We start from the raw sequence: 14,277 nt of genomic DNA, 5'->3' as shown, positions 1-14,277 counted from the left end.
CGTGTGATCTTCAGATCTCCCCAATAAGAAACAACCAGATTTTGCTTTATTGGTCAAAGGAGATAGCATGAAAAATGCGGGTATTGAAAATGGAGATATCGTTTTCTTTAACCAAACAAACCAGCCTGACTTTAACGGACAAATAGTTGCTGTTGTAGCCAATGATGAGGGAATGTTGAAAAAAATTAAGTGGAGCAGTGACAAACCTGAATTTATTCTTTCGCCCGAAAACGATGACTTCAAAGAATTAACAGTACCTTTTTCAGAAGTTCATATTTGTGGCACTTATATGGGACATATTAGACCATTCAACTTATAGGAGGATATTATGAGGGTATTAGCATATCTAAGAGTGAGCACAGAGGAACAAGCAGAAAAGGGTAACTCGATCCCTGAGCAAAAAGAACGAATCACAGCATTCTGCGTTGTTAAAGGATGGTCACAACCTCAATTCTTTGTAGATGATGGATACAGTGCAAAAAATACAAACAGGCCAGAATTGACAAAATTGCTTGAAGTAGTAAAAACAGAACCCAATGGAATTGTTATAACTACAAAATTAGACCGTCTGTCTAGAAAATTGTTTGACATACTTAGCTTAAACGAATTCTTTTTCAAATATGAGTATAATTTTGTATCAGCGACAGAAGGTTTTGATACATCAACCCCTGCTGGAAGGTTAGTATTACAAATGCTTGGTATGGTTGCTGAATTTGAAAGAGAAAGAATTTCAGAAAATGTAAAAAATAACATGAATTCCATAGCGCGAAACACCAAAAGGGTTATTACTAGACCTTGCTTTGGATATGATGTCATTAATGGGGCAATGGTAGTAAACATTGAAGAATCATTAATAGTTAAAAAGATGGCTACATGGGCTTTAAATGGTGAGGGTTCAAGGGCTATTGCTAAAAAATTAAATATACAAGAAAATGTAAAAACAAAAGATGGTAATGAATGGCATGATAAGGTTGTTCGCGAATTACTACAAAGGGAATCTTTGATTGGCACGCTTGTTTACAATAAAACATATAAAAGTGGAGGTAAAATAAAAACAAGACCAATTGAAGAGTGGATAATTGTCGAAGATCATCATGAACCAATTTTAGAATTAGATGTTTTCGAAAAAATACAGGAGTTATTTGAAGGCAGGAAAACAATAGGCAGACACATTAATGATGATAGATATATTTTATCTGGTTTAGTGTATTGTAGTCATTGCAAAAATAAGATGAACGGAAAGACAAATAAATATACAACAAAGAAAAATAATGAGGAAAAGATTAATTACACTTACCTTTGTGATGGGTATTTGAAAAAGGCAATATGTTATCATCATCGTATAACTAGAGATGCCTTAGAAAACCAAATAATCGATCTAGTAGAACAAACAGCAAACTCATACACTAACGCCCCATTAGAAATAAAAATAGCAAAAGTTGAAGAAACAATAGACAAAGATAAAATAAAAAAACAACTTACAAAATTAGATAACTTTATGCAAAAGCAAATAGAAGCTTATAACGAGGATTTAATTACAAAAAGGGATTTGAAAATTGCATCAGAAAAAACTAATTTAGAAAGAGAACATTTAATAGAAATGCTAGAATCATCCGAAAAGGATCGGGAAGAAAAATCTAGGCTGAGTTTGATGAGTAAAATCAAAGAACATAAGAACATAAAAGACAAAACTCGAATAGAACAGAAGGCAGCGTTGCGTCAAATCATTCATAGCATTAGTGTAGAGAACGGAGAGTTGGCAGGTGTTGTGTGGATCGGTTTTTAATCTCTACAAGAATGTTAGGCAAACCTACAATTCCTGCTTTTAAAGCCATAACAACTGACAACTCCTCATTAATCTTATTTATCTAATATATTTTACATTATATCGGATGATTTCACGCTAACTTGTACGTTTTTGCTTATCCTCTTCAATCATAGTACATATCTAGCTCATATATTTCAAGGAAGATTTTATTCCAAGTTCAACAAACATTATTCTAAGCGCACTAATCTTGGTGTCTGATACAAGTCCTCAATTTGTTCAACACCAATCCCAAACATCGCAATCCGCAGCTCTAGCTCAATACGCTCTAGCACTACATCCAGAGCCTCCTCTGACTCCACCGCAGCAGCGAGTAGCGATCTACCTACACCTACAACATCTGCGCCAAGCGCAATCGCTTTTGCAACATCAACCCCTGTACGTATGCCTCCACTTCCAAGGGCGTCGTTCATCGAGGCGAGGAAGAGCTGCTGGCCGTACGTGCGGGCCGCGTCGAGGTCGAGCGGTTCACCAGGCGTCTGGTGGTAGCGGGCGGTTTCCAGGCAGAGGCGGCAGTAGCCCTGCTCACCGATGGTGACCTCGCGGTGACAGGAGACGCACTCGCCCTGCGGGTAGTGCGTGAACCACCAGCGGCACTTCCAGCACCGCCAGTTGCGTTGCCGGTAGACGCCCCAGGCGAGGCAATCGCGGCAGGAGCCGATGAAGCCGGGGCTGCCGGGGTGACAGTGGGCGCAGAGTCCTTGGCTGTAATACTCGGTTGATCCGCACTTGCTACAGGCCGGCGGTGTGAACGGGCCGCCGGGGATGCAGTCGTAGCAGAAGTCGATTCGGGGTGTGAGCCACGCGGCCGGCTTCACCCCGCACGCAGTGCAGGGCAACGGCGGACTCAAGGGTCCGTTCGGGCCGCGTGCCGGACTCATAGCGGCGGCGCCGGCCGATCGTTCTTCGGACCGAACCGGGGCGCGACCATATTCGTGCTCCCACTCGCTTCTACCCGCCGACGGGCGCCGGGCTTGCGTGCTCGGACCTTCTCGGGCTCGGGCACGAGAAGATCAGTCGGCTCGCAACCGAGGACATGGCAGATGACATCGAGATCGTCCAGTCGGATCGTGGTCGGGGTGCCCGTCCACAGCCCGGACATCTTGCCCTGGCTGATCTCTAGCCCGGCGTCGGCGAGCATCCGCCGCAGTTCCGCCGACTTCCAGATGCCGCGCTCGGCGGCCTGGACTCGCAGGTTCCATTTCATCGCGTGGTCATCCCTTCAAATCGGTCTTCCAGCCGTTGGTTGGCTTGCATCCACGAGTCCTCGACGTGCTCGCCCGGGACGTGGATGTACTGCGTCGTGGTCGAGAGCCATTGGGGTGGCGTCCCGAGTGGTGGTGTAGTTCTCGGGCTCGAGTGTCCTGTCGCAGAAGGGGCGAGCCATCGTGCGATGGTCAGTGAGAACGCTCTACTGATCTCAACGTAAGGACACAACGCACGATGGCTCTCGACCAGTCTGCCCTCCTCGAACTCCTCGGGGAACTCAAACTCACCGACACCACCGAACGTATCCGGGTCGCGACCGAGACGCTCTACCAAGAGCTCATCGACGCCGAGACGGCTGCGTTCATCGGCGCGGCCCCGTTCGAGCGCTCCGCGGAGCGGACCACGCACCGCAACGGCACCCGCCCGAAGATAGTGACCACGACCGCGGGAGATCTCGATCTGCGGGTCCCGAAGCTTCGTCAGGGGTCGTTCTTCCCGTCGCTGCTGGAGCGGCGTCGCCGGATCGATCAGGCCCTGTTCGCGGTCGTGATGGAGGCATACGTTCACGGTGTCTTCACCCGGAAAGTCGATGACCTCGTTCGCGCGTTGGGCGCGGACACGGGCATCAGCAAGTCGGAGGTGTCACGCATCTGCGCCGATCTCGACGAGGACGTCGCCGCATTCCGGGATCGGCCGCTGGACGCGGATACCTACCCGTATGTGTTCCTCGATGCGACCTACTGCAAGGCCCGCGTCGGACGGCGCGTCGTATCGCAGGCCGTCGTCGTCGCGGTCGGCGTCGCCGGCGACGGGCGTCGCGAGGTTCTCGGCTTCGACGTCGGGGATACCGAGTCGCAGCCGTTCTGGACGACGTTCCTGCGGTCGTTGAAGGCACGCGGGCTGGATGGGGTGAAGCTTGTCATTTCCGACGCGCATACGGGCCTGATCGCCGCGATCGAAACGGTCTTCCACGGCACCAGCTGGCAGCGATGCCGGGTCCATTTCATGCGTAACGTCCTCGCTGCTGTTCCGAAGCGTTCCGGAGAGATGGTCGCGTCGGTGATCCGCACGATCTTCGCCCAGCCCGATAAGCGGCATGTCCGGAGTCAGTTCGACGAGGTCGTGACCATGCTCACCCGCTCGCATCCCGGTGTCGCGGAGATGCTCGAGACCGCGAGGGAGGACCTCCTCGCGTTCGCGGCGTTCCCGCGGACGCATTGGCGTCAGATCTGGTCGACGAACCCGCTCGAGCGCGTCAATAAGGAGATCAAGCGACGCACTGATGTCGTCGGCACGTTCCCGAACCCGGCCGCGTTGCTGCGCCTCGCCGGTCATGTCCTCATCGAGCAGCACGATGAATGGGATGGGGCAGAGCGGCGCTACTTCTCCGAGCAGTCGATGAAGCTCCTTGACCGGATCGATGACGACGAGGAGGTAGCGCTCCCGGAACTGAACGCGGCATAATCACAACCAGCTGACCTCGCCGGTATTGAGAAACTCCACCACACCGAGGGACGCCACCAGCCATTGGTGCCCCAGCAGCTCTTGCAGCGCTTTCAAGTCCATGCCCGCCAGATACAATGATGACGCGCAGTAATGGCGGAGCACATGCGGCGTCATCCGTCCTCCGGCCCAGGCGGGCAAGAACCGTTCAGTCGCTCGGGTCAGGCCCCGCCGGAGCACGTCGTCGCTGGCCCGCCACGAACGACCGAGTTCGTGGTCGAACCGCTCGGACGGGATCATCGGGGCATCCGGGTTGTCCCAGTCGGGGCCGAAGCGGTGTCGCAGATCGCCGAGCCACCAGTCGATGAGCTTGTCCGCCCCGTTGATCGCAGGCACCAGACGCTGCTTCGACCCTCGTCCCCGCGAGCCTTTCCCGAACCGGACATGCAGGTTACCCAGCGCCCCGAGATCGGGCCGCCAGTCACGGATGTCGAGTTTCGTGCTCTCCGTGATGCGCACCCCGACCCTGCGCCAGAGCGACGCAGCGAAGTAGTTCCTCGCGGCGGGCAGATAACGTCGCTCATCTTGGAGCGAGGCGGCCCACCCGCCGAAGAGCCGGCCGATCTCCGCATCGGACGGCGGCACACGGACCTTGCCCAGCGACGAGCCCGACTGCCGGTTGTACTCGTCGACGGGCTGCTCGATCACCCAATCGGTCAGCGCATTGATGTCGCCCTGGTAGCGGGCGATGGCGAAGTCGTAGAACCGCGCGATCGCGCCCGCCTTGCTCGCCCGCGTCGTGACCGCCAACCCAGCCCGACGTAGCCCGGCCAGAAAAGCGTCCGCGTCGGAGGGCCTTGCTTGCCACAGCGGGACGTCGAGATGGTGACGGAACTCGAACACGACTGCTCTGGACTGCGCGATGTAGCCGTCGCTGAGCCCGGCGGCAGCCATCGCGAGAGCGTACTGGTCGATGATCTCCTGCTCGAAGTCGGCAGCATCCTCCTCGGACCGCCAGCCCCTGGCAGTTCCGACACCCCGAACCGCAGCGAGCTTCATCACTCCGCAGCTTCACGAATCATGACTATGCATCAAGAATACTGCAAAAGTGTCAGGAATCATGATGGTTCGTCAGAATTCTCGACAAGCGGTAATTCCGTTGCAGCGGCGGGCGGAGCGCACCTGCGAGGCATGAACCTCGGTCAGAAAGATGCGGCTCTAGAGATAAAAGGCTAGAGCCGTCGCCCGCGATCGATTCCCGTTCTACGCCTGTCCGCATAGCGTCCCGCTTACGCTGGAAGCATGGCTGTGGACCCCGCACTTTCCGAGCTCGCTCGCCCGATTGAGGACGGACAGCCGTGGCCGCGGCCTGCGTGCCCCAAGTGCCAGACCGGATACATCGGATTCTCAGCGCCCACCGAGGATGAAGGACACGATTCAGCTTCCGCGCGCAACCACCCTGCGTTCGAGCCGGAGTGGATTTCCGGCACGTTTGTCGTCCGCGGTCAGTGCGAGAATCCCGAGTGTCGACAGGCTGTGCACGGCACGGCGACTATCGCGTGGACTACTCCCACAGGTCGAACCGCGATGATTTCGAGTACCAAGGCATCGCCTATTCCTCGTACTACACTGTGACGCACCTGCATCCGCCGATGCTGATAATGCCGATCCCGAGATAGGCACCCGACGAAGTAAGAGAGGGTGTGCTGCGCGCTTCTCGCGTGCTTTTCGCTGATCCTGGTCTGGCCGCAACTGCGCTGCGTGCCACGGTGGAACGGTTCTTGACTTCAGAAGGAATCTCTGCAACTCGACCATCTGGGCAATTTCGGAACGCGCACGAACGTATCAAAGAGTGGCGTGATGCTGACCCAGACCGTCCAGCGGTGGCCGATCTCTTCTTCGCCGTCAAATGGCTCGGAAACGTCGGAACCCACGAGGACTCGGACTTAACCACTATGGAGGTGCTGGACGGAGCCAGAGTGCTCGACGAGGCGTTCCACCGACTCTTCACTGGCCCGGATATCGATGCCCAAGCACGAACCATAAACGCGGCCAAGGGGCCATCGCGGCAACCTTGAGCAACGATGGCCAAACCAGGGCTAAGTGACTCAACCTCTGAGTCTGTAGACCGTCTCACCCGTGTTGACATCGACCACACGGCCGTCATCGCGCACGCGAAACCGTGTCTCGCCGGAATTGGCATCCACCACTCTGCCGTCGTCGCGGACACGGAATGATGTCTCCCCAGTGTGCGCGTCAACCATCCGGTTGCCGCGCACGCGAAACCGTGTTATCACCCGAACTCGCACTGACCGCCCGGCGGCCGTCCCAAGTTTCATCACTCATACGAAGAGCCTGCCAGAGACGTCCGACATTCCTCCGTACGCGGCAGAGGTTCGACCTGCACGGCTCGTACGTGCGCGCGGACGCCCAGGAGCGCCACGCATGCTCTCATGGCGGCGTTGGCTCACCTCGACGCTATGAGGAAGCCCGAGCCTGAGCCCGTCCCGGTGTCCATTCCGCTCGTCGTGCTCGATGTGCGCGAGGACGGCACCGTGACCGTCACCGTCGACGGGAAACGGTTGGACCCTGACCCTTTCGCGCCGCCGTGGCGGCGCTCCTCGTTCGGGCAGATCATCGACCGCGCCACGAACGACCGGACGACACCGGCGAGGGTCGAGGTCCGCGAAGCGGACGGCACGACGTTCACCGACATCGTCGCCGCCCGCCGCCGGCGTTCCCGCCCCGAGCCCGAACCGGAACCGGCGGCGCAGGCCGGGCCGGTGTTTCACACCGTCGAGGGCAAGGGGTTCGTTCCGGGCGAGGACGTGGCGGTCGCAGTCGTCACCGGGCACACCGACGCCGCCCACTCCGGCACCGCGCGCGCCCTCATCGACCCAGCCGGGAACGGCGCCGACCGGACCGACGAGGTCATCGAGGTCATCCTGTTCGGCCGGGTCTCCGGCACCACGATCATCCGGCGAGTGCCGTGAACGAGCAGGGCCGGCAGACCGGCTCGTTCGGGGACGAGCTGACCAACGCCGCGATGATCGGGCTGGTCGTCCTGTTCGGCGTCGCGCTGATCCTGCGCGCCGCGGGATCGGTGGCCGCGTTCCTGACCGGCACGCCCCAGCCGGCCGGCGATCCCGCTTCCGGGGTCGGTGTGCTGTTCCACCCTGGTGATCCCGGCGCGGCGCTCGACGCGGACGGCCTGAACCCGGTCGTCTACTGGATCGTCGCCGGGCTGCTGCTCGCCGGCCTCGTGACCGGCGGGCTATGGGCGTGGCTGCGGTTGCGCCGCCACACCCACCGGATCGAGACCGACCCGCGCCGCATGGCCGGGATCGCCACACGGCACGAAGTCGCCGCCGCTGCGTCTGAGAAGGCGCTGCTGCGCCGCGCGGGAAACCTGCGCCCCGGCCTGGCTGACCCGAAGCCGGCGGACGTGGGCTACCGGCTCGGCACCTCCAAGGGCACCGGCGTGTGGGCGTCGGTCGAGGACTCGATCATGGTGATCGGGCCGCCCCGCTCCGGGAAGGGCCTGCATCTGGTGATCCCGGCGATCCTCGACGCGCCCGGCGCCGTCGTCGTCACCTCGACCAGGCCGGACAACCTCACCGCGACCATGCGCGCCCGTCGCAGGATCGGCCCCGTCGCGATCTTCGACCCGCAACACTTGGCCGAGGGTCTGCCCGCCGGTCTGCGCTGGTCACCGATCCGGGGCTGCGAGTCGCCGCAGACGGCGATGATCCGCGCCACCGGGCTCGCCGCCGGCACCGGCCTGTCCGCAGGCGGCGTCGACGGCGGAGGCTTCTGGGAGGGCAAGACACGGGCCGCGCTCCAAGCCCTGCTGCACGCGGCAGCGATCGACCATCGGCCGCCCGCCGAGCTGTTCAGGTGGACTCTCGATCCGACCGCGGCCGCTGACGCGGTGGCGATCCTGACCGGCTCCACGCAGGCTGCGACCGGGTGGGCCGAGTCTCTGGAAGCGATGATCGACTCCGACCCCCGCACCCGCGACTCGATCTGGCAGGGCGTCTCCTTGGCTCTCGGCTCCCTCGCGGACCCGCGCGTGCTCGACGCCGTATCGCCCGGCCCCGGTGAGGGCTTCGATCCCGAAGCGTTCATCCGCGACCGCGGCACGTTGTTCCTGCTGGCAACCGGGTCCGGTGCGGGAGCCAGCGCCGCGCTGGTCGCCGCGCTCGTGGAAGACCTCATCGAGACCGCCCGCCGCCTGGCCGCACGGTCGGCCGGTGCCCGGCTCGATCCGCCGATGCTGCTGGCCTTGGATGAGATAGCCAACCTCTCGCCGTTGCCGTCGCTGCCGACGCTGATGGCCGAAGGCGGCGGGTCGGGGATCACGACCATGCCGGTGCTCCAATCGCTCGCGCAGGCGCGGGACAAGTGGAACGAGCACCAGGCGAACGCGATCTGGGACGCCTCGATCGTCAAGGTCATCCTCGGCGGGGCTTCCAACAGCCGGGACCTGCAAGACCTGAGCGCCTTGGTCGGCGAACGCGACGAATACACCGACTCCGTGACGCTGGGCGACCACGGCACCCGCTCCAACCAGCGGTCCGTGCGCCGGGTGCCGATCTTCCCGCCCGACCGCATCCGCCGGCTCCCGTTCGGGACCGGGATCGTGCTGCTGCGCTCCGCGGCCCCGATCGTCACCGACCTGCACCCCTGGCCCAAGCGTCCCGACGCCGGCCAGCTCGCCGCCGACCGTGCCGAGATCGAAGCCCTGCTCCGTCGTTCCGGCACCTGAACGCCGGTCGCGGCACGGAGCACCTGCCCGCCACAACGGCCCGGCACGAACCGGCGCCGGAGAGCAGACAGGAGCCCAGCATGTCCGACGAACCCGGTGGCGACGCCACGACGAACGATGTTCCCGACTCGGATGTGGACCAGATGGACGACGACGGCTACGACGAGCCGCTGATCGCCGAGCCGCCGCACCCGATCAACTGGAACCTGCTGAGTGCCGAGGACGCCGAGGCCGAGTGGTTGGAGCTCAACCGCTGGGTGGACTGGCTACGCCACACCTACGGGCTCCCCGCCTCCGTGATCCCGCCCGCCTGGCACATGCACCCGGAGCTGCTGTGGGAGCTGAGCGCGCTGCACCTTCACTGGCTCTGCGCCTACGACCCGGACCAGAACGGCAGCGCACCGCTCGGCTGGCACCGCGACTTCGCCGACGCCCGCCAGCGGCTCCGCGAATGGGTCGCCGCCTGCGGCACCCGGCTCGACCACGACCGTCCCACCCGGCAGACTGTCTGGCCCGGCGAGGAACCCGGCGACCCGATCGAGGACATCCCGATCACCGACCGCGACGCCGAGTTCGTGGAGTTCGTCATGGCCGACGTCCAGGCCCGCCGCGAGGCAGAGGAAGCGTTCTACCGCGACCTCGACCCGGACACCGGAGAAGTGTCGTGAGCGACAAGACCGAGGCACTCGTCTCGCCCCTGCTGGACAGCCGTGAGGTCGCCGCGTACTTGAAGGTCTCGGAGTCCACCCTGTCGCGGTGGCGCTCGGCCGGCACGGGGCCGCCGTTCCTGCGGCTTGGCGGGATCGCCCGGTACCGGCTCGACGCCGTGGACCGCTGGCTGAGCGAGCTGGAACACGACCGTGCCCCGCAGAGCTGAACCGCAGCCGACCGCCGAGCCCAAGCCGGTCCCGCCGATCGGCGTGAAGGTCTCCACAGACATGGAGCGCCGCTCCTACGGCATCCGCGCCCGAGCCCGGTGGACCGACCCGACCACCAAGCGGCGTGTCATCCGCTCGGAAATCGTGCGAGACGAAGCGGCCGCGCACGCGTTCTTCGACCAGCTCCGCAACTCATCGACCAAGGGCATGGACGTGTCCATGACGCTGCTGGAGTTCGTCACCTCCATCGGCGACCGGTGGGCGCGGGGCCTGGACCCGACCTCCACCGGCGAGACCTACGGGTACGGGCTGAAACTGCGCGTGCTGCCCGCGCTCGGGCACCTGCCGGTCACCCAGATCACCGCCGGGATCATCGACCGCACCATTGATGAGTGGGAGCAGCGTCACGGCGCGTCGACCATCAAGAACACCATCGCCCCGCTCGTGCGGGTGCTCGATGAGGCCGTGCGGGACGGGCTGATCCAGATCAATCCTGCGAAGAACCGCGCCAAGCGGAGCCTGAACCGCAACGCCTTCCGCGGCCAGTCCGCCGAACACACCTCCCCACGGGCGCACGCAATCCCGGACATGAAGACCCTCAACCGCCTCGCCAGGGCGTGCGGCAAGGTGCATCAGTCCTACAGCGACTTCGTGATGCTCGCCGCGCTACTCGCCGCACGGTCCTCGGAGGTCTCCGGGTTGCAGGTCGGGGACGTGGACTACGGCAAGAACCTCGTCGTGATCCGCCGGCAGGTTTTCCCCGGCAAAGGCGGCCTGGTTACAAAACCGACCAAGAGCCGCAAAGAACGCCGCGTGCCGATCCTCGAACCACTCCGGCCAGTGCTCGAACGCCTCACCGACGGGAAGGAGCCCGAGGACTCGTTGCTGGTCGGCCCGAAGGGCGGCTATCTCACCACCGCGACCGTCCGCGACGCCACCAACTGGGACGGCATCGTCGCGAAGCTCGGACTGCCCGACCTCACCCGGCACGGCCTACGCCACACCGGGGCAACCTGGATGGCCGACGCGGGCATCCCGCTGCACGTACTGCAAGACATCCTCGGGCACGCCTCGATGGAGACCACGCGCGGCTATCTCCACCCCGACGACCGCCACCTCGCCTCCGCCGCCGAGCAGGCCAACGCCTTCCTCTCCACCGCCGGACAACGCAAGAACGCCCGGCGCAGCAGCCCCGCGACCAGGGGCCTGTGATGCGCTCCGACGCCCGCGGGAGTGCTCCCGGAAGCGTTCTGGTCCCCTTTTGGTCCCCTTATCCACAGGACGCGGGTTCTGGGCGATCAGTTCGTCCACAGGCGACCACCGGCGAGAGCGCCGGGGGACCAGAGGGGGACCACAGAGAACGACCCCCGGACATGATGAAGCCCAGGCGAGAAACCTACTCTCACCTGGGCTTTTACGTCGGGCTGACAGGATTTGAACCTGCGACCCCCTGACCCCCAGTCAGGTGCGCTACCAAGCTGCGCCACAGCCCGTGGCATGGATTTTCAGTTGTTCAGGCCGACCAGAGCGGGGTAAACCCCTTAACCCCCAGTCAAGTGCGCTACCAAGCTGCGCCACAGCCCGATGCCCGCGCTCACGCGCGGACAACTCCCCTAGTCTACCCGGTCAAAGAGGGTGCCGCGAACCGGGGGGCCGGATCGCGGCGGTCGCGCGTGTCGGAGGTCGCCCCTACGCTGAGCGGCATGGTTGAGATCACGACCCGGCCGGCCACGATCGCCGAGTGGGACGACGTGCAGGCCGCCCTGAGCGGCGGCGGCGACGGCCGCTCGTGCCAGTGCGTGTGGCCCGTGCTGAGCAGCAAGGACTGGAACGGCACCTCGTTCGACGAGCGGCGCGACATCCTGCACGCGGAGATCCAGGATGGCCCGCCGCCCGGCCTCGTGGCGTATGTCGATGGCGACGCCGCCGGCTGGATCCGGATCGGCCCACGCACGGCGCTGCAGCGCGTGCTGCGCAGCCGGGTCGCCAGGAGCGGGTCGTCCGAGCCCCTCGACGACGACGCCGTCTGGGCCGTCACGTGCTTCTCCGTGCGTCGGGAGCACCGTCGCCAGGGCCTCAACGCCGTGCTGCTCGACGCCGCGATCACGTACGCGCGCGAGCGCGGAGCCCGGGTGGTCGAGGGATACCCGATCGCCACCGACGCGACCAAGCCCTCGTCCAACGCGCTGTTCGTGGGGGCGCTGTCGACGTTCCTCGACGCCGGGTTCCGCGAGGTGGCGCGTCCCACACCGACTCGCGTGGTGGTCGCGCTGCCGCTCACCGACGCCTGACCTCACCGACGCCTGACCTACTGCTTCGTGGCCCGCTCGATCGACATGACGAGGATGACGCGGTCGGCGGCGTCCGGCGGCGGCGTCATGCTCGGGTTGCCGTAGCGGTTCTGCAGGCGCACGTAGAACGCGCCATCCGGGTCCGGCACGACCTCGACCAGCCTGCCGGCGACCTCGAGGTAGCGGAACACGTTCTCGGGGTCGATCACCGACAGCGCCATCGACGGGTTGTGGCGCAGGTTGCGGTACTTCTGACGCTTCGTGGTGTGCGTGAAGCGCACGTGCTCGCCGTCGAACTCGAACCACATCGGCGTCACCTGCGCGGTGTCGTCGGGGCGGATCGTGGCGAGGTGCCCGTAGAGGGGCTGCTCCAGCAGGTGGCGGTACGCGGCCGGGATGATCTCGTCGACGCTGCTCATGCGCCCAGTCTTCCCCACTGCGCACCCGCGGCGCGGATGCCTACGATGGACGGATGTCCGAGGGTTCCGTGCGCGTCGACGCCTGGCTGTGGGCGATCCGCGTCTACAAGACCCGCTCGGCCGCGACCACGGCCTGCCGGGCGGGCCACGTGCGGGTCAACGGCTCGCCCGCCAAAGCGGCGCAGGCCATCCGGCCCGGGGACGAGCTGCGCGTGCGTATCAATGGCTTCGACCGGATGATCGTCGTCCGCCAGACCATCTCCAAGCGGGTCGGCGCATCCGTCGCCGCCACGGCGTTCGAAGACCGCACGCCTCCCCCGCCGCCACGGGAGTTCGCGGGCGTCGTCGCGGTGCGCGACCGGGGCGCGGGCCGCCCCACCAAGCGCGAGCGCCGCGACATCGACCGCCTCCGCGGCCGCGACTGACGCCGCCCGCCCGCCCCGAGAACACGTGTGCTCAACGAGCACACGCCCTCTGAGCCGTCAGACCGCGTGTCCTCGCTGACAGCACGTGTCGTCGCGAAGGCCCCTCACCCCAGCAGGGCCGTCAGCCACCCGGCGCCGCGCACCGTCGCACCGGCGTCCTCCGCCCGAGCCCGCAGCGCGCGGTCGCTCGTGACCACCGTGACGGCGTAGCCTTCGTCGGCAAGGGCGGCGGCCTCGGCGGCGATCGTGTCGTCGCCCTCGCCCGGCGCGCGCACCGTGCGCACGCCGTCGACGTCGGCCACATCCCGCGCCTGCCCCTCGACCACCACGACGTACTCGGGGAACCAGTGCGTGGCGCCGAGGTGGAGCGCCGACGCGGGCACCCCGAGGCCGGCGAGCGCGGCCACCCGGGTCAGCAGACGCTCGGCCGCCCCGGCCCGGTCCTTCCACCACCCGTCGGGCACCGAGCCCACGACGTTCGCGGCATCCACCACGATCACGGGGCGCACGTGCAGCAGCCCACGCAGCGACTCCCACGCCGCCGCGAACCCGGGGTGCAGGGGACGATCGGCCACCAGATCGACCGGCGCCCACTCCACGGCGAAACTCTCGGGGTCGGTCACGGCGGCCGCGAAATGCTCGACCACGTCGGCCACCACGGTCGTGTAGGACCACACATCCAGGTCCAGCACCGAGACGAAGCGCGGCCTCACCGATTCCGTCGGCACGCCCGCCTCCTCCTCCGCCTCGCGCAGCGCACCGTCGATCGCCGGCTCCCCCTGGTGCAGCGCTCCACCGGGCAGCGCCCACGTGCCGCCGAAGTGGCTCCAGCCCACACGGTGCTGCAGCAGCACCCCGCGCTCCGGGTCGAACGCCATGAGCCCGGCCGCGCCGAAGCGCCCCCAGTACCTCTGCCCGGACTCGGTCACCACCCAGGCGTCACCCGGATCGCGCGGGCCGGAGAAGCGCGGCGGCTCCCCCGGGGCGGGCTGTTCGATCGTCACCCGCCCAGCCTGACA

General features: G+C 63.3%; 16 protein-coding genes, 1 tRNA gene and 1 pseudogene. 12 read left to right on the top strand and 6 right to left on the bottom strand.

Annotation, left to right across the window (positions count from 1 at the left end; all coding sequences use genetic code 11):
- Nucleotides 1-31: 31 nt before the first annotated feature.
- Both ABTW64_RS15075 and ABTW64_RS15070 read left to right on the top strand, forming a co-directional pair.
- Nucleotides 32-319 (top strand): annotated as a pseudogene (locus tag ABTW64_RS15075) (LexA family protein); the annotation flags it as partial.
- A 9-nt stretch (nt 320-328) separates the two neighbouring features.
- The gene (locus ABTW64_RS15070) at nt 329-1,786 is read left to right on the top strand and encodes a recombinase family protein (protein WP_350623746.1); all 1,458 of its coding nucleotides are present in this window, start codon (nt 329-331) and stop codon (nt 1,784-1,786) included.
- A gap of 209 nt (nt 1,787-1,995) precedes the next feature.
- On the opposite strand, the gene ABTW64_RS15065 is transcribed toward ABTW64_RS15070, so the two are convergent.
- Nucleotides 1,996-2,643: an alpha-hydroxy-acid oxidizing protein gene (locus tag ABTW64_RS15065; protein WP_350623744.1), complete on the bottom strand. Its 648-nt coding sequence runs from the start codon at nt 2,641-2,643 to the stop codon at nt 1,996-1,998.
- Between the two features lie 59 nt (nt 2,644-2,702).
- Entirely contained in the window at nt 2,703-3,032 is a 330-nt protein-coding gene (locus ABTW64_RS15060) for a helix-turn-helix domain-containing protein (protein ID WP_013864591.1), read from the bottom strand.
- Nucleotides 3,033-3,268: 236 nt separating this feature from the next.
- Between ABTW64_RS15060 and ABTW64_RS15055 the strand changes: the two genes are divergently transcribed.
- A complete protein-coding gene (locus tag ABTW64_RS15055) occupies nt 3,269-4,498 on the top strand; it encodes an IS256 family transposase (protein WP_350623741.1) in 1,230 nt (409 codons plus the stop codon).
- On the opposite strand, the gene ABTW64_RS15050 is transcribed toward ABTW64_RS15055, so the two are convergent.
- Nucleotides 4,499-5,536, bottom strand: a complete 1,038-nt coding sequence (locus ABTW64_RS15050) for a tyrosine-type recombinase/integrase (protein ID WP_350623739.1) — start codon at nt 5,534-5,536, stop codon at nt 4,499-4,501.
- 243 nt (nt 5,537-5,779) lie between these two features.
- Between ABTW64_RS15050 and ABTW64_RS15350 the strand changes: the two genes are divergently transcribed.
- The 7 genes from ABTW64_RS15350 to ABTW64_RS15020 all read left to right on the top strand — a co-directional run bounded on the left by ABTW64_RS15350 (nt 5,780) and on the right by ABTW64_RS15020 (nt 11,335).
- Nucleotides 5,780-6,112, top strand: coding sequence for a DUF8608 domain-containing protein (locus ABTW64_RS15350; RefSeq protein WP_498043712.1), 333 nt, complete (start codon nt 5,780-5,782; stop codon nt 6,110-6,112).
- Nucleotides 6,113-6,180: 68 nt separating this feature from the next.
- Nucleotides 6,181-6,555 carry a DUF4145 domain-containing protein gene (locus ABTW64_RS15045; protein WP_081597555.1) on the top strand — a complete coding sequence of 125 codons (375 nt, stop codon included), beginning with the start codon at nt 6,181-6,183 and terminating at the stop codon, nt 6,553-6,555.
- Between the two features lie 402 nt (nt 6,556-6,957).
- Nucleotides 6,958-7,470: a hypothetical protein gene (locus ABTW64_RS15040; RefSeq protein WP_026529678.1), complete on the top strand. Its 513-nt coding sequence runs from the start codon at nt 6,958-6,960 to the stop codon at nt 7,468-7,470.
- Nucleotides 7,471-7,523: 53 nt separating this feature from the next.
- A complete protein-coding gene (locus tag ABTW64_RS15035) occupies nt 7,524-9,245 on the top strand; it encodes a type IV secretory system conjugative DNA transfer family protein (RefSeq protein ID WP_112268220.1) in 1,722 nt (573 codons plus the stop codon).
- Nucleotides 9,246-9,325: 80 nt separating this feature from the next.
- Nucleotides 9,326-9,913 carry a hypothetical protein gene (locus tag ABTW64_RS15030; RefSeq protein ID WP_026529680.1) on the top strand — a complete coding sequence of 196 codons (588 nt, stop codon included), beginning with the start codon at nt 9,326-9,328 and terminating at the stop codon, nt 9,911-9,913.
- Entirely contained in the window at nt 9,910-10,122 is a 213-nt protein-coding gene (locus tag ABTW64_RS15025; RefSeq protein ID WP_026529681.1) for a helix-turn-helix transcriptional regulator, read from the top strand. Before ABTW64_RS15030 ends, ABTW64_RS15025 begins: the two co-directional genes overlap by 4 nt.
- A complete protein-coding gene (locus ABTW64_RS15020) occupies nt 10,106-11,335 on the top strand; it encodes a tyrosine-type recombinase/integrase (protein ID WP_026529682.1) in 1,230 nt (409 codons plus the stop codon). The genes ABTW64_RS15025 and ABTW64_RS15020 overlap by 17 nt, the downstream gene beginning before the upstream one ends.
- A gap of 207 nt (nt 11,336-11,542) precedes the next feature.
- Here ABTW64_RS15020 and ABTW64_RS15015 read toward each other — a convergent pair.
- A tRNA-Pro gene (locus ABTW64_RS15015) sits at nt 11,543-11,616 on the bottom strand.
- Nucleotides 11,617-11,826: 210 nt separating this feature from the next.
- Here ABTW64_RS15015 and ABTW64_RS15010 point away from each other — a divergent pair.
- Nucleotides 11,827-12,414 (top strand): GNAT family N-acetyltransferase, encoded by a 588-nt coding sequence (locus ABTW64_RS15010; RefSeq protein ID WP_350623737.1) that lies wholly within the window; start codon nt 11,827-11,829, stop codon nt 12,412-12,414.
- 17 nt (nt 12,415-12,431) lie between these two features.
- Here the strand turns inward: ABTW64_RS15010 and ABTW64_RS15005 are convergent, their stop codons facing one another.
- Nucleotides 12,432-12,833: a PPOX class F420-dependent oxidoreductase gene (locus tag ABTW64_RS15005; protein WP_350623735.1), complete on the bottom strand. Its 402-nt coding sequence runs from the start codon at nt 12,831-12,833 to the stop codon at nt 12,432-12,434.
- Between the two features lie 53 nt (nt 12,834-12,886).
- Between ABTW64_RS15005 and ABTW64_RS15000 the strand changes: the two genes are divergently transcribed.
- On the top strand, nt 12,887-13,258 hold the full coding sequence (locus ABTW64_RS15000) for an RNA-binding S4 domain-containing protein (RefSeq protein ID WP_350623733.1): 372 nt from the start codon (nt 12,887-12,889) through the stop codon (nt 13,256-13,258).
- 104 nt (nt 13,259-13,362) lie between these two features.
- Here ABTW64_RS15000 and ABTW64_RS14995 read toward each other — a convergent pair whose 3' ends face one another.
- Nucleotides 13,363-14,262, bottom strand: coding sequence for an NUDIX domain-containing protein (locus ABTW64_RS14995; protein ID WP_350623731.1), 900 nt, complete (start codon nt 14,260-14,262; stop codon nt 13,363-13,365).
- Nucleotides 14,263-14,277 lie beyond the last annotated feature (15 nt).

This window comes from Microbacterium sp. NPDC096154, assembly GCF_040302945.1.
Lineage (GTDB): Bacteria > Actinomycetota > Actinomycetes > Actinomycetales > Microbacteriaceae > Microbacterium.
This window is presented reverse-complemented; position numbering and strand designations above follow the sequence as displayed.